This window comes from Pseudomonas sp. 10S5, assembly GCF_035019745.1.
Lineage (GTDB): Bacteria > Pseudomonadota > Gammaproteobacteria > Pseudomonadales > Pseudomonadaceae > Aquipseudomonas.
Genome location: NZ_JASJVL010000023.1, coordinates 33,278 through 50,872, shown reverse-complemented (window position 1 = coordinate 50,872; position 17,595 = coordinate 33,278). Strand labels below are relative to the sequence as shown.

The 17,595-nt window shown below is 54.1% G+C and carries 16 protein-coding genes; 7 read left to right on the top strand and 9 right to left on the bottom strand.

Annotated elements, in window-relative coordinates:
* Positions 1-11: 11 nt before the first annotated feature.
* Positions 12-743 (bottom strand): HugZ family protein, encoded by a 732-nt coding sequence (locus QN378_RS20860; RefSeq protein ID WP_323550719.1) that lies wholly within the window; start codon positions 741-743, stop codon positions 12-14.
* Between the two features lie 86 nt (positions 744-829).
* Here QN378_RS20860 and QN378_RS20855 point away from each other — a divergent pair, with 86 nt between their 5' ends.
* Positions 830-1,588 carry an SDR family oxidoreductase gene (locus QN378_RS20855; RefSeq protein WP_322205324.1) on the top strand — a complete coding sequence of 253 codons (759 nt, stop codon included), beginning with the start codon at positions 830-832 and terminating at the stop codon, positions 1,586-1,588.
* A 125-nt stretch (positions 1,589-1,713) separates the two neighbouring features.
* Here the strand turns inward: QN378_RS20855 and QN378_RS20850 are convergent, their stop codons facing one another.
* Complete coding sequence (locus tag QN378_RS20850) at positions 1,714-2,721, bottom strand: DUF481 domain-containing protein (RefSeq protein WP_322206926.1); 1,008 nt, start codon at positions 2,719-2,721, stop codon at positions 1,714-1,716.
* Positions 2,722-2,854: 133 nt separating this feature from the next.
* On the opposite strand from QN378_RS20850, the gene QN378_RS20845 reads away from it, so the two are divergent.
* Positions 2,855-3,220, top strand: coding sequence for an MGMT family protein (locus QN378_RS20845; protein ID WP_407074087.1), 366 nt, complete (start codon positions 2,855-2,857; stop codon positions 3,218-3,220).
* Between the two features lie 42 nt (positions 3,221-3,262).
* Positions 3,263-4,834, top strand: coding sequence for an AmpG family muropeptide MFS transporter (locus QN378_RS20840; protein ID WP_322205325.1), 1,572 nt, complete (start codon positions 3,263-3,265; stop codon positions 4,832-4,834).
* A 101-nt stretch (positions 4,835-4,935) separates the two neighbouring features.
* Here QN378_RS20840 and QN378_RS20835 read toward each other — a convergent pair whose 3' ends face one another.
* Together QN378_RS20835 and QN378_RS20830 are read right to left on the bottom strand one after the other, a co-directional pair.
* Positions 4,936-5,778, bottom strand: a complete 843-nt coding sequence (locus QN378_RS20835) for a mechanosensitive ion channel family protein (protein WP_323550718.1) — start codon at positions 5,776-5,778, stop codon at positions 4,936-4,938.
* Between the two features lie 10 nt (positions 5,779-5,788).
* Positions 5,789-6,268, bottom strand: coding sequence for a YajQ family cyclic di-GMP-binding protein (locus QN378_RS20830; protein WP_322166009.1), 480 nt, complete (start codon positions 6,266-6,268; stop codon positions 5,789-5,791).
* Between the two features lie 175 nt (positions 6,269-6,443).
* Between QN378_RS20830 and QN378_RS20825 the strand changes: the two genes are divergently transcribed.
* The 3 genes from QN378_RS20825 (at position 6,444) to QN378_RS20815 (ending at position 10,056) form a co-directional block, all read left to right on the top strand.
* Positions 6,444-7,361 carry a putative 2-dehydropantoate 2-reductase gene (locus tag QN378_RS20825; protein ID WP_322205327.1) on the top strand — a complete coding sequence of 306 codons (918 nt, stop codon included), beginning with the start codon at positions 6,444-6,446 and terminating at the stop codon, positions 7,359-7,361.
* An 80-nt stretch (positions 7,362-7,441) separates the two neighbouring features.
* Entirely contained in the window at positions 7,442-9,478 is a 2,037-nt protein-coding gene (locus QN378_RS20820) for an ATP-binding protein (RefSeq protein WP_322205328.1), read from the top strand.
* Positions 9,479-9,480: 2 nt separating this feature from the next.
* On the top strand, positions 9,481-10,056 hold the full coding sequence (locus QN378_RS20815) for a cob(I)yrinic acid a,c-diamide adenosyltransferase (RefSeq protein ID WP_322205329.1): 576 nt from the start codon (positions 9,481-9,483) through the stop codon (positions 10,054-10,056).
* A 40-nt stretch (positions 10,057-10,096) separates the two neighbouring features.
* Here the strand turns inward: QN378_RS20815 and QN378_RS20810 are convergent, their stop codons facing one another.
* The 4 genes from QN378_RS20810 to secA all read right to left on the bottom strand — a co-directional run bounded on the left by QN378_RS20810 (position 10,097) and on the right by secA (position 15,764).
* Entirely contained in the window at positions 10,097-11,041 is a 945-nt protein-coding gene (locus QN378_RS20810; protein ID WP_323550717.1) for a Nudix family hydrolase, read from the bottom strand.
* Complete coding sequence (locus QN378_RS20805; RefSeq protein ID WP_322205331.1) at positions 11,038-11,670, bottom strand: glutathione S-transferase family protein; 633 nt, start codon at positions 11,668-11,670, stop codon at positions 11,038-11,040. Before QN378_RS20805 ends, QN378_RS20810 begins: the two co-directional genes overlap by 4 nt.
* Positions 11,667-12,884: a bifunctional glutamate N-acetyltransferase/amino-acid acetyltransferase ArgJ gene (gene argJ, locus QN378_RS20800; RefSeq protein ID WP_323550716.1), complete on the bottom strand. Its 1,218-nt coding sequence runs from the start codon at positions 12,882-12,884 to the stop codon at positions 11,667-11,669. The genes QN378_RS20805 and argJ overlap by 4 nt, the downstream gene beginning before the upstream one ends.
* Positions 12,885-13,007: 123 nt before the next feature.
* Entirely contained in the window at positions 13,008-15,764 is a 2,757-nt protein-coding gene (gene secA, locus QN378_RS20795; RefSeq protein WP_322205333.1) for a preprotein translocase subunit SecA, read from the bottom strand.
* Between the two features lie 307 nt (positions 15,765-16,071).
* Here secA and QN378_RS20790 point away from each other — a divergent pair, with 307 nt between their 5' ends.
* Entirely contained in the window at positions 16,072-16,527 is a 456-nt protein-coding gene (locus QN378_RS20790; protein ID WP_322205334.1) for a DUF721 domain-containing protein, read from the top strand.
* 62 nt (positions 16,528-16,589) lie between these two features.
* Here the strand turns inward: QN378_RS20790 and lpxC are convergent, their stop codons facing one another.
* Positions 16,590-17,501 carry a UDP-3-O-acyl-N-acetylglucosamine deacetylase gene (lpxC, locus tag QN378_RS20785; protein ID WP_322205335.1) on the bottom strand — a complete coding sequence of 304 codons (912 nt, stop codon included), beginning with the start codon at positions 17,499-17,501 and terminating at the stop codon, positions 16,590-16,592.
* Positions 17,502-17,595 lie beyond the last annotated feature (94 nt).

Here is a 17,595-nt window from a genome sequence, read left to right as displayed (position 1 = left end):
AAAGCGTTAATTCAAGCTTGCTGCGCTTTGTCCCCCGGCCATTTTTCGGCATGAGCCAATTCAACCAAGGCTTCGCGAACCTGTGTCGGCGTATTACAAGGTCGTCCAAAAGTAAGCCTGTGAATGCCCTGACCTATCAGAAGGTGCATACCTTCGCTGTCGACGCCCACCATGACGGCCGGCGGAGTCGGCGTTAGACCGGCCAATTCCACATAATGGGCAATGGCTTTGGTGTGGTCTTCATTCATATGCTCGACCATGCTCGTTTCGGCCGCCCCGCTAAAAGGGTTGGCCAATGCTACATCGTCGAGCCAGTGGATAGCACCGAAACCGCCAATGAAGCGGTAACGCACCGGTACCAATACCCAAAAATCAAAATCATGTGCGATATGGTAGCTCTGCGCTTCAGGGAAGAAACGATAATAACGCCACGCAGCCGCCTCAATTGCAGCAGGATCCTTTATCTTCTCGGCCTCAGCCATCACTGTCACTCGCCCCACTGACTGAACGTCTTCCGCGCCGCGTTCTCCCACCAGCAGCGAACACTTAGGGTCTTGTTGCAGGTTATGAGTGTGCTGAGCAATGCGGCTGATCAGAATCAACGGCCTACCTTGATCGTCCATGCAATATGGCACGACAGAGCCAAACGGAAACCCAGGCATTGACTTGGAATGCGTGGACAGCGCGCCGCGGTATTCCTTGAGTAACAGTTCTCGGGCATGCTTACCGGCTTTCGCGCTCATCTTTATCTCCTAATGAAGAGTCCGTCGGACGCAGACGACCACTCAGAATTTTTGCAGCACCACCGATTGTTTATTGGGCCACGCACATGCAATTGAAAGACAAGATAATAATTATCACTGGCGGTTGCCAAGGCTTGGGTCGCTCGATGGCCGAATATCTGGCTGGCAAAGGCATGAAACTCGCTTTGGTAGACCTGAATCAGGAAAAACTCGACCAAGCAGTTCATACGTGCAAAGCCTTGGGCGTCGAAGCACGCTCTTACCTTTGTAACGTCGCCAACGAAGAGCAAGTGACCCATATGGTCACTCAGGTCGCTAATGACTTTGGTGCAATCCATGGCCTTATCAATAATGCCGGCATTCTACGCGATGGGCTGTTGATCAAGGTCAAGGACGGTGAAATGACCAAAATGTCGCTGACCCAATGGCAGGCAGTGATCGACGTCAATTTGACTGGCGTGTTCCTGTGTACCCGCGAAGTGGCGGCGAAAATGATCGAGCTAAAAAACTCAGGTGCGATCATCAACATTTCATCAATTTCCCGCGCAGGGAACGTCGGCCAGACCAATTACTCGGCAGCCAAGGCCGGGGTTGCAGCAGCAACTGTGACCTGGGCAAAAGAACTGGCGCGCTATGGTATTCGTGTAGCAGCTATTGCCCCGGGCTTCATTGAAACTGAAATGACCCTCGGGATGAAACCTGAAGCGCTGGAAAAAATGACCGCTGGCATTCCACTTAAGCGCATGGGCAAACCTGAAGAAATCGCCCATTCGGCGGCTTATATTTTGGAAAACGACTACTTCAGCGGCAGGATTCTGGAATTGGACGGTGGGTTACGGGTTTAATACCGCGCGACTCAAAATTCTTTAGCTCGGCTCTTCGCGAACACGTTCGCTTCCACAGGTTTTTAAACTGGCTGGGAACTTGTTCGCCAAGTAGACGGCGAAGAACCTCTTAAAAGCAGTAACGCTTACCAAGCCACACCAAACCCTGCGGTATAACGCGTTTTATTCAAGTCGCCTTGCGAAGCGCCGCTGATTACATTCTTTTCAGCCTTGAGGTTAAGAGAAGCCCACTCGGTGACCTTGTAACGCAACCCCACCTCTGAATCCAGACTGTAGTCCGCAACGCCACTGAGCGGTTTACCCAGCTCGCCGTTGGTGAAAAATTCGACCTTTTTACCGATAAGGTAGCGGTTATAGTCCCACTTGATCGCGGCTGAATAAAAATTATCTTTCATGCCGCTGGAATATTCATAGTCAGTCCGGTTAATAAGCGAACCCAACGAGAATGCCCCCAATTCATCGTCCCAGAATTGATAACCTGGACCGGTGCCCACTACGCGCTGACGAGCAAGGTTTTCAACATAGTCACGCTTATAGGTCAAGCGACCTTCCCAAAACCATTTATCCGTCAAAAAGCGGTCAATGGAATACTCAGCATTCCAGTTATTGGTGCTAACCGCGTTGTTTTGAGTCTCGCGGTTATATTCACTCTTGGCGTTGTGCCGCCAAAACCCATGACGTGCAGATGTTTTAAAGGCAATGTTGTAATCGTCGGTATTATTTTCCGCGCGCTGAAAGTTCAGCGCGGCATCAACAGTACCTTTCCACACCAGATCCGTAATCACTGGTTTGGGTTTCATAATTTGTTGGATGCTTGAAAGGTCAACCGTCTTAGGCGCTTCGCCGTTAGCCAAAATCACTTTGCCATCTTCGGCCGGCTGCAACGACTTAGCGATTTCGCCGGTGTACTGGTCTTGTTTGACCAGCAATTTCTGATCACTTTGCAAGGTTTTGACCTGCTTCCAATCCAGTGGAATCGCTCCACCGTAGTCGGTCTGCAACAACAGCTTACCGCCATCAAAAACAGAGATTTTACCGGTTAGCTTGTCACCGTTTTTCATCCAGACGGTGTCCGCAAGAAGCGGTGTGGAGGCACTGACAACAGCAAGACACAGCAGGGTTCTAGACAACATAAGCGTCGGCAAGGCTCGAATTCTGGCATAGATCGGGCATCATCCCCCAAGGACGACATTCTGTGTTCAATGACCCCGAGACTTTGCCCGAGTTCCTCATGATCCGACCAACGTTATGTAACAGGATGAACGCTTGACTGACCCCATTACCTCGGAACCTATTTCACACCCAACGCTAGTCGAGATTCGACGCACCACACTTTATTTAGCCCTGAATCAAGTTCCGGAAGGCAAAGTGGTGAGCTACGGACAGTTGGCCGCAATGGCAGGGCTAGGCCGAGCTGCACGCTGGGTCGGTCGAACGCTAAGCCAATTACCCGACGGTACGAGCCTTCCCTGGCATCGCGTGGTCGCCGCTAGCGGAATCATCCGCTTACCCGCAGGATCCGTTTCGGGCGACGAACAACGCGCCCGTTTGCGAGCAGAAGGCATCATGGTCTTGAATAATCGGATAGATATGCAGCGCCATGGCTGGCGCCCGATAGAGTACAGCGGTTAGAGTGCGCCCTTTGTTTTCGTAACCTGAGGCAGACTTCAGCCCATGCCCCGTAAAACTTGGCGCGCAGCGCTCGCCGCTTATGCCACGCCCTCAGCGTTTGTAATGTTATTGCTCGGATTCGCCGCCGGCATGCCATACATGCTGGTATTTTCGACGTTGTCGGTCTGGCTCCGTGAGGCCGGTGTTGCCCGTGAAACCATCGGCTATGCGAGCCTGATCGGATTGGCATATGCCTTTAAGTGGGTCTGGTCACCACTGCTGGATCAATGGCGCCTTCCGTTTCTTGGTCGGCTCGGTCGACGACGCTCCTGGCTGGTGCTTTCGCAGTCGCTGGTTGTTATCGGCTTGATTGGCATGGGCTTTTGCGATCCGCAAAAACACCTTTCCTGGTTGATAGCTATCGCCGTGCTGGTAGCCTTTTCATCCGCGACCCAAGACATCGCCATAGACGCCTACCGCTTGGAGATTGCTGAAGAAAGCAGCCAAGCCGCACTTGCTGCCAGCTACATGTCGGGATACCGCATTGCTGCACTTCTGGCCACGGCTGGTGCGCTCTATATTGCCGAAGGCTTTGGCTCTACCGGCTTCAGCTATAAACACTCAGCGTGGGCCGGCACTTATATCCTTTTCGGATTATTGATGCTGCCGGCTTTAGTGACGACCCTCGTCATGCGTGAATCCCCAGTGCCGTTGCGCACTCAGCTGTCAGCTGCTCGATACGGCTTCAGCCACCAATTGGCCTCGGTTTTCGTGCTGATTATATTGTTGGTCTCCGTGCCAGCGATGTTTACTCAGCTTTACTACACCGACTTCGCCAGCGTGCTCTTTGGCGGGGAAAGCTGGGCTAATTTGCTCATGGAAGACCGTGCCTTTCTGCGCGCCATTCTTTACGTGGTGCTCACTACACTGTGCTTGTCATCGGCTGGGCGGCGCGGGTTAGCTCCTGTGCTGACTCCGGTTAACGACTTCATTCGCCGTTATCGGTGGCAAGCTTTTCTGCTGCTGGGGTTGATCGCTACCTATCGAATGTCAGACACCGTAATGGGCGTGATGGCCAACGTTTTTTACATAGATCAAGGTTTTACCAAGGACCAGATAGCAAGCGTGAGCAAGCTTTTCGGCTTGGTCATGACCCTACTGGGAGCCGGCTTTGGAGGGTTACTGATCGTGCGATTCGGCATCTTGCCGATTCTGTTCTTCGGCGGTGCTGCGTCTGCCGCCACGAACCTACTGTTCCTGCTGCTCGCCGACATGGGCGCAAACCTGCAGATGCTGATCTTGACGATCTCCCTGGATAACTTCAGCTCAGGGCTCGCAACATCGGCCTTTGTCGCCTATCTGTCTAGCCTGACCAACCTTAAGTTTTCCGCGACCCAATACGCTCTACTCAGTTCGATAATGCTGCTATTGCCGCGTTTGATCGGAGGCTATTCCGGGGTGATGGTAGAGCGGTTTGGCTATCACGATTTCTTCATGATCACCGCACTAATGGGTATTCCTACGCTGATCATGATCGCCATTCACTGGTCACAGGAAGTACGCCGTACTCGGGCAGCCGAGGCAACCAAGGCTGCTCAGACAACACCTGCCTCAGATACGCCAGCCCGCGAATAGACTTAACACCAGCCAAATCAGCAGGACTCTTTTTAGTCGCAACCGGGACCTCCTGAGCAAAGAGAATTTGTTTACGAAGAAACTGCCGCAGCATGACCCTGTTATTTCGCAGGCACTTCCTGCATCACACAAAGCATACGCTGCGGTGAAGGGATAGAGATGTCAGCTGATTTCAGACGATCCAGCACCTCAATATTGAAGTACGAAACAACAGCGCCATAGTCACTGGTTTTTGTCCAAGCCCTAAGCGACAGAGTGATAGCGTTCTCGCCCAATGCCGAAACAACCGCTTCCGGCGCAGGATCCAGCAGAACACGCGGGTCTTGTGCCATTTCCAACAACACGTTCAGCGCTTGCTTGAGGTCGGCATCGTGATCCACACCGATGTCGAACACTACTTTTCGAGTGGGCTGACGGTTGGTATTGATGATAATCCCGTTGGACAAAATACCGTTGGGCACGATCACAGTCTTGTTGTCGCCTGTGCGCAATACCGTGTGAAAAATTTGGATATTATCCACCGTGCCACTAATGCTCTGGGCTTCGATCCAGTCGCCAATGCGGAACGGACGGAACAGCAGAATCAGGACGCCACCTGCAAAATTTGCCAGACTGCCCTGTAACGCCAAACCAATGGCCAAACCTGCAGCACCGATTACAGCCACGAAGGACGTCGTTTCGATGCCGATCATTGAGACGACACTGACGACCAGTAAAATTTTCAGAATGATGTTCGCCAGGCTGCTGATAAATCCCTGCAGCGCCAGATCGGCTTTACGCAACGCCAGCAAGCCCCCCAGCTTGCGGGTAGCGATGTTAATCAGCCACCAACCAATGCCAAGGGTTACCAGGGCTAACAAAAAGCGACTACCGTACTGCAAGAACATCGGAAGCCAAGCCTCCGACACCCTAACTAGATGATCAACCTGATTATTCAAATCCATTTATTTCTCCTTAGTCACGGAAATTATTGAATTGCAGCGGCATGCCGAAATCCTGACCACGCAGCACCGCCATCGCTTCTTGCAGATCATCACGTTTCTTACCCGTGACACGCACTTGCTCACCTTGGATTGCAGCTTGGACTTTTAATTTGGCCTCTTTGATGTGCGCGACAATTTTTTTCGCCAATTCTTTATCAATGCCTTCTTTTAGCACCGCTTCTTGCTTCATCAATTTGCCAGAGGCGAACGCATCTTTTACCTCAAGGCACTTCGCATCGATCTTTCGTTTTAGCAGGCATAACTTAAGAATTTCGATCATCGCTTCAAGTTGAAAGTCTGCCTCAGCAGTCAAGTTGACCGTTAGTTCCTTAAACTCGAACGTCCCTTTGCCTTTAAGATCGTACCGACGGTCTAGCTCTTTGATAGCATTATCGACGGCATTGGTGACTTCGTGTTTGTCGAGCTCTGACACTACGTCGAACGAGGGCATGTAATCTCTCCAGATAAATGGCGCGACTCCGGATGTAGAAGGAGTACGCCTGACTTGACGGTATGAATGCGCGGTCATTATAACGAGACTTTTCCTCGCCACGGTGTGAGCCTGCCACGTCGAATTTCTATTCCGTAGGTTCTCGGCTCCGCGTGCTCTTTTCAGAGACCAGCTTATGGCTACTCCATGGCACGTTTTAGGCGCAGGCAGCCTCGGCAGTTTGTGGGCCACCCGTATGGCCCGCGCGGGATTGCCGGTGCGGCTTATCCTGCGCGATCCTACGCGGCTGTCAGCCTATAACGCTGTAGGCGGTTTGACCTTGGTAGAGCACGGTCATAGCCAATTTTTCGCGATCCCGGCGCAAACGTTCAGCGCGATAGAGCCCATCGAACGCCTTTTGGTAGCTTGCAAGGCGTATGACGCTGAGTCCGCTGTTGCACGACTGGCACCGCGCCTTACCGCAAATGCTGAGTTGATCCTATTGCAGAACGGTCTGGGCAGTCAGGATGGCGTAGCCTCCAAAGTACCCCAAGCACGTTGTATTTCTGCGTCGAGCACAGAAGGCGCTTTCCGCGGCAGCGATTGGAACGTCGTGTTTGCAGGTCACGGTTACACTTGGCTGGGCGATGTCAGCGACCCGGCACCACCGCTTTGGCTGGAAGAACTAGACACCAGCGGAATTCCGCATCAATGGACTCCCGATATTCTTACGCGTCTGTGGCGCAAGCTTGCACTGAACTGCGCGATCAATCCGCTGACGGTTCTCCACAACTGCCAAAACGGCGGTTTGCAGGCGCATACGTGTGAAGTCGCAACGTTATGCGCTGAACTGACCGACTTGCTGCACTGCTGCGGCCAACCAGCGGCTGCGAACGACCTGCACAGTGAAGTGGCACGCGTTATTCAGGCAACGGCAGCCAACTATTCATCGATGTATCAGGACGTCACTCACGGCCGTCGCACCGAAATCAGCTATCTCTTGGGGCATGCCTGTGCCGTCGCAGCGCGCCATCATTGCCCGATGCCGCACATGGACCAGTTACAGGCGCGCTTGATTAGTTTTTTGCAGTCCCGAGGCCTACCCATCGACTAGGTGTCTGGGCAACTGGATTGCTCGGCGAGCGATCGGCGCGTTACCCTGCGAGTTCATTCAATCGCTTGTGATTTTGCCCGATGCCATTGCGCCAACACCTAGAAAACTTGCCGGTCGGCCAGAAGCTTCTGGCAGCACTGTTAGTCTTGCTGATCACCGTATTGTTGGTGGCCAACCTGACCTTCATCGGCGCCGCCTATTATATTTCCCAGGAAAGCATGGCGCCTCAAGCCTTGCAAACCATCGGTAAACTGATCAGTAACCCTAACCTCGCCGCACAAGCCTTGAGCTCAGCCGAAGATGGCCAAGCGCTGCTCAAGGAGCTTAAAAATTACAGTCCTCTGCGCGCGGCGGCGCTTTACGACGACAATGGCGATCGACTGGCTCAACTGCAACAAGGCGACAAGCTGAAACTGCCCGAGCGTTTCAAGGGCGTGGAAGCTTGGCGCCTCACTGAATTTCGCAATACGCAGCTCATTTTGATCCCCAAGCCGGGTCAAGAACCGGGTCATTTGTTATTGGTGGCCAGCAGTGAACTACCCGCTGCTTTCTATACCGGCACCTTTACTGCCAGCGCGGGCATTCTGGTGTTTAGCGTATTGCTCTGGCTGGTGATTGCGCGGCAGATTCGGCGACTGATCACCGAGCCGATCTATCAGCTTGAAGAACTATCCCGACAGGTCACACGTGAAGAGGACTACGCACTTCGAGCGCAGCCGGGTAATAACGATGAAATTGGCAGCCTGGCGGAAGCGTTCAATACAATGTTGTCGCGCATCGAAGCCAGAGAGCAGCAGCTCAAACGCGCCCGGGACGACTCCCAAGACGCCTATGCCCAAGCTCAAGGGCTAGCGGAAGAAACCCGCCATTCAAACCGCAAACTTGAACTCGAAGTGCAAGTGCGAAGCAAGATCGAAAAAAAGCTAACCGGTTTTCAGAATTACTTGAACAGCATCATCGACTCTATGCCGTCCGCGTTGATTGCCCTGGATGAGCAACTGTATGTCACCCAATGGAATCAGGAAGCCAGCGCCCTCTCCGGCACACCACTGGACGAAGCGCTGAACCAACCGATCTTTCTCGCGTTTCCACCTATGAAAGCTTTTTTGCAAAAGATCAAACATACGGTAGAGCGCCATATTGTCGCCAAAATTGAGCGGGTCACTTGGGTCAAAGATGACATCCCGCACCACTATGCACTGACTTTTTACCCGCTGACCGGCGGCGCTGGCCGAGGCGTGGTAATCCGCATCGACGACATTACTCAGCGTTTGACTCTGGAAGACATGATGGTGCAGTCGGAAAAAATGCTTTCTGTAGGGGGACTGGCAGCAGGCATGGCCCATGAAATCAACAATCCGTTGGGCGCGATCTTGCACAACGTCCAGAACATTCGTCGGCGTTTGTCACCGGATTTGCCGAAAAATATTGAACAGGCCGAGTTGGCTGGAATTAAGCTGGAAACTGTTAACCAATACCTGCTAGGTCGCGAAGTGCCGCAGCTGCTCGATGGCATTCAACAGGCGGGCGCTCGCGCAGCAAAAATCGTCAGCCATATGCTTAACTTCAGCCGACTCAGTAATCGCAAAATGGCGCCGTGTGACTTACCGGCATTAATCGACCAAGCTGTGGAAATTGCCAGCAACGACTTCGATCTGACCATTGGTTTTGATTTTAAGGGCCAGGCTATTACCCGTCAGTTCGATCCGAACCTAGGCCCTGTACCGGGCACAGCAAACGAATTGGAACAGGTGCTACTGAACTTGCTGAAGAACGCGGCGCAGGCAATCCATCAGCGGGCGGACGACAGTGAGCCAGGCCGCATCGTACTGCGCACTCGACTAAACCCGCCATGGGCGGAAATTCAGGTCGAAGACAACGGCATTGGCATGCCAGAAAGCGTGCGCAAGCGAACGTTCGAGCCGTTTTTCACCACCAAAGAAATCGGCCAGGGCACCGGGCTCGGACTGTCGGTGTCGTACTTCATCATCACCAATAACCACAAAGGCCAGATGGAAGTTCATTCAACCCCCGGCCAAGGCACCTGCTTCACCCTGCGCCTGCCTTTGGCGGGCAGCACCGCAAACGCTTTGGAACAGAACCTTTCGGAGTTATAGGCATGAGCTTTCGTCTTTCAAAAATCTACACACGTACTGGCGACGCTGGCGAGACCGGTCTTGGTGACGGACGTCGCGTCCCCAAAGACCACCCAAGAATTGAAGCCATTGGTGAAGTCGATACATTGAACAGCCAAGTAGGCCTGTTACTCGCCGGATTAACAGACGAAAAGGCGCGCCACCCAAATCTGGCTGAAGTGATAGAAGTATTAGCGCCGTGCCAGCACCGCCTGTTCGACTTGGGTGGCGAATTGGCAATGCCGGTTTATCAGGCGTTGAATAACGCCGAGATAGCGCGCCTTGAAGCGGCTATCGATCTTTGGAACGAGGAGTTGGGACCACTTGAGAATTTTATCCTCCCAGGTGGTTCACCATTGATTGCCCAAGCCCATGTCTGTCGGAGCTTGGCGCGTAGCGCAGAACGTCGTTGCCAACACCTGAATGCCGTTGAACCGTTGAGCGGCGTTGGCTTGGCCTACATCAATCGGTTGTCGGACCTGCTGTTTGTTGCAGCGCGGTTGATTGCTAAACGTCAGGGGATTGCGGAGATACTGTGGCAGGCAGCGGCGAAGCCTTGAGGGTCAGATCAATTGTCTGAGCCGACGGGTTGGCTCCCGATTAAACCTCAGGCCAAAACGCCCGAATCCCCGCCACGCCCTGTGCGCCGCTTTCCCATGCATGTTGGCGATCATCACTGCCCATGCCGCCCAGCAAAAACACGGGCTTACTGAAACCCGCGATCAACTGCGTCGCGGGCTCCCAACCCAATGGCAAAGCGTCTGGATGCGTCTGAGTTGGCTGCACCGGTGACAACGTCACGAAATCCACGCCCATCTGTTCAGCCAGCACCAGCTCTTCAGCGTTGTGGCAGGAGGCAGCCAACCAGCGCTCTTTCGGGAAAGGACGGCCATTAACGGCGAGCTTTCGCAATTGCGCCACCGTCAGGTGCCAACCGGCTGCTGGAAAGTCACCCAGCCACTCCAACGGGCCCTTGAGCATCAATTGCGCTTTACCCGCACACAAGCCCACGGCATCCACCGCCAAATCACGGTATTGCGGGTTATAGCCATTAGGCGCACGCAGTTGCACCAGCTTGATGCCCCCGGCGATCGCCTTCTGCAAGCCGCGCAGCAATTCAGGCGTGCTCAATCCTTCCGGGGTGATCAAATAGCGATCCGGTAAACGCGCAGCGGCGACGATGGCTTGATTGGCGGCTGGAAAATCATAGCTCGTCAATTCCCGAGCAGACACCCACGCCAACGGCTGACCTTCTGCGCCACGCGCCTCCCCGCTGAACGCGGATACTTCCCATACATCCAGCAACACCTGTTTGTCCGAATAATCATGCTGGATTTTTATCAATGGGCGAGCGGCAACAACGGCAATGCCCAACTCCTCCTGAAGTTCGCGCGACAGCGCTGCTTCCACTGTTTCACCGGCTTCAACTTTGCCGCCCGGAAACTCCCACAAACCGCCCTGGTGCTGAGTATTGGCACGTTGCGCGATCAGGATCTTGCCATCGTTGCCACGGATAACCGCAGCCGCTACATGAATTCGTTTCACCGAACCGCTTCCTCTAGACCTGCTTTCTGCCAGCGCTGAAAAGCGGGCCACTGATAAATCGTTTCTACATATGCCTGCGCCTTGGCTGGCAGGGGCACACGATTGGTTCGCAGACGCACCGCCACTGGGGCGAAGAATGCGTCAGCCAGACTCATCCGGCCGAAGAGATACGGTCCACTTTCAGCGGCTGCCGCACGGCATTCAGCCCATAAAGCAACGACACGGTCGATATCCGCCTGCACCTCAACCGGCATAACCTCCAGCGCATGGTCGCGACGCAAATCGAAGCCCATGTGCGACCGCAGGTGGCCAAAACCGCTGTGCATTTGTGCGCAGGCCGAACGCGCTTGTGCGCGTGGGGCGATTTCCTGGGGCCAGAGATGGGCCTCAGGAAAACGCTCGGCCAAGTATTCAACAATAGCCAAAGAATCGGAGATGGTGCCGTGCTCGGTCTTCAGCATCGGGACTTTACCCGTCGGCCCGTGCTCAAGACACTTTTGCAAGGTGTCGGACTGATTCAGCAAAATCATCTGTTCAGTGAACACTGCGCCCGCCATGTCCAATGCCAGCCAAGGGCGCAAGGACCAAGAGGAAAAGCGTTTGTCGCCGATAATCAGGTGCAAGCTCATGTCCGGTACTCCGCGTTGATCTTCACGTACTCATGCGATAGATCGGTGGTCCAGATAGTTTCGCGGCAATCGCCACGGCCCAGTTCGATGCGGATGGTGATTTCTGCTTCAGCCATGACCGCCGAACCTTGCTCTTCGGTGTAAGTGGTGGCACGACAGCCTTTGCTGGCAATGCAAACCGTACCGAGAAACACGTCGATTTTGCTGACGTCCATATCCGGCACGCCCGCACGGCCAACAGCCGCCAGAATACGACCCCAGTTAGGATCGGAGGCGAACAGCGCCGTTTTGATCAGTGGCGAATGGGCCACGGCGTAAGCAACGTCCAGGCATTCCTGATGGTTGCCACCGCCATTGACTTCTACCGTCACGAACTTGGTAGCACCCTCGCCGTCACGCACGATGGCTTGAGCTACTTCCATGCAGACATCAAACACCGCTTGCTTGAGCGCGGCGAACAATGGGCCTTTGGCCTCAGTGATTTCCGGCAGCGCAGCTTTGCCGGTAGCTATCAGCATGCAGCAGTCGTTGGTCGAGGTATCGCCGTCGATGGTAATCCGGTTGAACGACTTATTAGCACCGTCACGCAGCAGGTCTTGCAACACGCTTTGTGCGACGTTGGCGTCGGTAGCGATGTAGCCGAGCATGGTCGCCATATTCGGACGAATCATGCCTGCACCTTTGCTGATGCCGGTGACAGTGATAGTCACGCCATCGTATTCGAATTGGCGGCTAGCGCCTTTGGGCAAGGTGTCGGTGGTCATGATCCCGGTGGCCGCAGCCGCCCAGTTATCCACAGACAGGTCATCAAGAGCAGCTTGTAACGCCGCTTCGATTTTTTCTACCGGCAATGGCTCACCAATAACGCCGGTGGAATACGGCAGCACTGCGTGGGCGTCAACGCCGGCCAGTTCAGCCAGCTTGGCGCAGGTCCGCACCGCCGCCAAAAGACCTGGTTCGCCAGTGCCCGCGTTGGCATTGCCGGTGTTAGTCAGTAAATAACGGATGGGGCCTTCAAAGCGTTGCTTGGCCAAGATCACCGGCGCGGCACAGAAAGCGTTTAGGGTAAACACACCCGCAACACGGGAGCCTTCAGCGCAACGCATGACCACGACGTCTTTGCGCCCCGGACGTTTGATACCCGCAGAAGCGATACCCAGCTCAAAACCAGCAACCGGGTGCAATGTCGGCAAAGGACCAAGACCAACAGCCATTAAGTGCTCCTTGAAAGCTATCTGCGCCGCCCATGTCGGTACGGCTCAATCGATTGAAAAACGCCGCGACGGCTAAAGCCGGTCGCGGCGCGGATATTTCACATAAACAGCGCCAGGCTGAACTTAGTCGATCTTGCCGTGGCAGTGTTTGAACTTCTTGCCTGAACCACAAAAGCACAGCTCGTTGCGGCCTTGCTTTTGATCATTACGGGCCGGCTGATCATTACGAACCGGCACGGCGGCAACGGCAACATCTTCGCCTTCTTCCATCAGTTCCTGTGGCGCATCAAGACCCGGGGCTTCAGCGTGTTGGAATTGCATGCGCTGAGCCAGTTCCTCCGCGTCCTGGCGCATGCGGGCTTCTTCTTCAACCGGATCTTCGCGGCGAACCTGAACGTGTGACAGTACACGGATGGTGTCGCGCTTGATCGAATCGAGCAGCTCCTGAAACAGGGTAAAGGATTCGCGCTTGTATTCCTGCTTCGGGTTCTTCTGCGCGTAGCCGCGCAAATGAATACCGTGACGCAGGTGATCCATGGTCGAAAGGTGGTCTTTCCACAGGTCGTCGAGGACACGTAGCAGAATCTGCTTCTCAAACGTGCGCAGCGCGTCGGCACTGGCTTGCTCTTCTTTTTCGTTATAGGCCGCCAGCAGCTCTTGCAGCAGTTTTTCGCGCAGGGTTTCTTCGTACAGATGATCGTCTTCGTCAAGCCACTGCTGGATAGGCAACTGCACACCGAAATCCGTGTTTAGCGCAGCCTCCAAACCCGCAACATCCCATTGCTCTGGTAGCGACTGAGGCGGAATATGCTGGCTTACCAAACTGTTGAGTACGTCCATGCGGAAGTCAGCAATGGTGTCACCAATGTTGGTGGCAGCCAGCAGGCTGTTACGCATGTGATAGATCACTTTACGTTGTTCGTTAGAGACATCATCGAATTCGAGCAATTGCTTGCGAATGTCGAAGTTGCGGCCTTCAACCTTTCGCTGAGCCTTCTCAATCGCGTTGGTCACCATGCGATGCTCGATCGCTTCACCAGACTGCATACCCAGCGCTTTCATAAAGTTCTTCACCCGATCAGAGGCGAAGATGCGCATCAGGCTGTCTTCCAGCGACAGGTAGAAACGGCTGGAACCGGCGTCACCCTGACGCCCGGCACGACCACGCAGCTGGTTATCGATACGGCGAGATTCGTGACGCTCGGATGCAATAACGTGCAAGCCACCCGCTTCGATCACTTGTTGATGGCGTTTCTGCCAGTCAGCTTTGATCTGGGCGATCTGCTCGGCGGTCGGCTCCTCCAACGCAGCAACTTCCACTTCCCAGTTACCGCCTAGCAAAATGTCGGTACCGCGACCGGCCATGTTGGTGGCGATAGTCAGGGCACCGGGACGTCCTGCCTGGGCAATAATTTCGGCTTCTTTTTCGTGGTACTTGGCGTTTAAGACCTTGTGCTCGATACCTTCCTTGATGAGCAGATTAGACATGTGCTCGGAAGTTTCGATAGTCGCCGTACCCACGAGGACAGGACGACCTTGGGTCATGCTTTCCTTGATGTCAGTCACAATGGCAGCATATTTTTCATCGGCCGTCAGATAGACAAGGTCGTTGAAATCTTTACGCGCCAAGGCTTTGTTGGGTGGAATAACCGTTACCGACAAGCCGTAGATTTGATGAAACTCAAACGCCTCTGTGTCAGCCGTACCGGTCATGCCGGACAGCTTGTTGTAAAGGCGGAAGTAGTTCTGGAAGGTAGTCGACGCCAAGGTTTGGCTTTCGGCCTGAATATTCAGTACTTCCTTCGCTTCGATTGCCTGGTGCAAGCCTTCGGACAAACGACGGCCCGGCATAGTACGACCGGTGTGCTCATCGACCAGCAGGATCTGACCGTCCTGAACGATGTACTCGACGTTACGATGGAACAGCTTGTGCGCTCGCAGACCCGCATATACGTGGGTCAACAGACCCAGATTATGTGCGGAGTATAGACTTTCACCGACCGCCAGCAGGCCCACCTCAGTCAACATTTCTTCGATGAACTGGTGACCAGCTTCGTTCAGCTCTACCTGACGGGTTTTTTCGTCAACCGTGAAGTGCCCTTCCTTGGTAATAACGCCCTCCACCTCTTCAATATGCTGCTCCAGTCTCGGGATCAGCTTGTTGATTTCGGTGTACAGCCTGGAGCTGTCTTCGGCCTGACCGGAAATGATCAGCGGCGTACGCGCTTCGTCGATCAAGATCGAGTCGACTTCGTCGATTACGGAGAAGTTAAGCTCGCGCTGAAACTTGTCTTCCATGCTGAAAGCCATGTTGTCGCGCAGGTAATCGAAGCCAAATTCGTTGTTTGTGCCGTAAGTGATGTCCGACGCATAGGCTTCGCGTTTTTCTTCCGGCGGTTGAAAAGGGGTAACGACGCCAACAGTCAGACCGAGAAATTCATACAGCGGGCGCATCCAATTAGCATCTCGGCGAGCCAGATAGTCGTTCACGGTAACCACGTGCACGCCTTTGCCCGACAGCGCATTGAGGTAAACCGCCAAGGTCGCGACTAAAGTCTTGCCTTCACCCGTGCGCATTTCGGCGATCATGCCTTCATGCAAGGTAATGCCACCAATCAACTGGACATCAAAGTGACGCATGCCCATAACACGCTTACCGGCTTCGCGAGCAACCGCAAAGGCTTCAGGCAGCAGGGTATCGAGGGTCTCACCTTTGGCTAGGCGGGCCTTGAACTCTTCGGTCTTGGCTCGCAGTTGCTCGTCCGAAAGGGCCACCATTTGCTCTTCGAAGGCATTGACGAACTGAACCGTCTTGAGCATGCGCTTAACTTCGCGCTCGTTCTTGCTTCCAAAAAGTTTCTTTAACAAAGGCGCAAACATATCGACAGGATCTTCCACACATAGGGATGGAGGGCGGCCCCGTGAGTCGCCCGTGCAGCCCTCATGGCCGCATGCGAACGAGCATTCTACCCGGAAACGGTGGTGAGGAAAGTGGCGTTCTTCCACGATGCTGGCACAGCGCTGTAACGGGGCTCTTTTACAATAGGGTCGTTTTATCAAACTTCAACCCAACAGCTGATGAAGCGCCCTGCTAAAGCACCAGTGGACGCTAAGGAAATCCCCTTATCGAAGAGTTTAAGGGGCACTTTCTGCTACCATGCCAGCTCTGCAATTCTAGGTGTCCTCCATGGCATTTCGCCCCCTTACAGCCCGGGCACCCGCCGTCTTGCTTCGCGAAGCGAAACCGCTCAAAGCCATATTCCATCAGGCTCAGCGCCTGAGTCACTTGCAACGCCTGCTCGAAAGCCAGTTGCAACCGGCAGCTCGCGAACATTGCCACGTGGCGTCTTGGCGGGAAGGTAGCCTGTTATTGATCGTGACCGATGGGCACTGGGCAACGCGCCTGCGTTATCAACAAAAACGCTTACAACGACAGTTGGTCGCTTTCGAAGAGTTCGCCAACCTGACCCGCATTTTATTCAAAGTACAGCCCCCTACCGTGCAACAGGGAGCAGCTGGGCATACGATTAAATTGTCAGAAGTAGCGGCTGAAAGTATTCAAGCGACAGCGGACGGGATCAGTGATCCAAAGTTGCGCGCAGCACTGGAGCGGCTCGCTAGTCATGGAAAACCCCGCCCTTAAACTGCAACCACAAAAAAAGGCCACCCGAAGGCAGCCTTAAAACTAGAAAAGAGAGTACTAAATTACACGGCCGCGACAGGACGCATGTAAGAGATCGGTGCGGCGCTGGCATCTTCGAAGGTCACAACTTCCCAAGCGTCTGTCTGCGCGATTAAGGCACGAAGCAGGACGTTGTTCAATGCATGCCCGGACTTGAAGCCTCGGAACTCGCCTATCAGGCTATTACCCAGCAGGTAAAGATCGCCAATTGCATCCAGAATTTTGTGTTTGACGAATTCGTCCTCATACCGCAGGCCATCTTCGTTCAGCACGCCGTCCTTATCGACCACGATGGCATTTTCAACACTACCGCCGAGCGCGAGGTTGTGCTTGCGCAGGTACTCGATATCACTCATGAATCCAAAGGTACGTGCGCGGCTGACTTCTTTAACGAAAGAAGTGCTTGAAAAATCCACGGTTGCACTTTGTGTGCGGTTACGGAAAACCGGGTGATCGAAATCGATCTCGAAACTCACCTTAAAGCCTTCGAAAGGCAGGAAAGTAGCGCGTTTACCGCCCTCCTCCACTGTCACTTCCTTCAAGATCCGGATGAATTTCTTGGCTGCGTCCTGCTCTTCCAGGCCGGCAGATTGAATCAGGAATACGAAGGGTCCTGCGCTGCCGTCCATGATCGGAACTTCGGAGGCGGAGAGTTCAACGTAGGCGTTATCGATGCCCAGGCCAGCCATGGCCGAAAGCAAGTGTTCCACCGTATCTACCTTGGTGTCCCCGCTGACCAGTGTGGTCGACAGGGTGGTGTCACCGACGTTTTCCGCACGGGCAGCGATCTGCACCATAGGGTCGAGGTCAGCACGGCAAAACACGATGCCGGTATTCACGGGTGCGGGCTTGAGGGTCAGGTAAACCTTCTCCCCGGAGTGCAGACCTACACCTGTGGCACGGATAATATTTTTCAGGGTGCGTTGTTTAATCATGGCATTGGCCGCTTCAGCGCAAGTTGCGAACTGGTATCAACAAAGGCTGGCGATAATAGCAGACCAGACCTTTGCTGAACACCAATCACCCTAA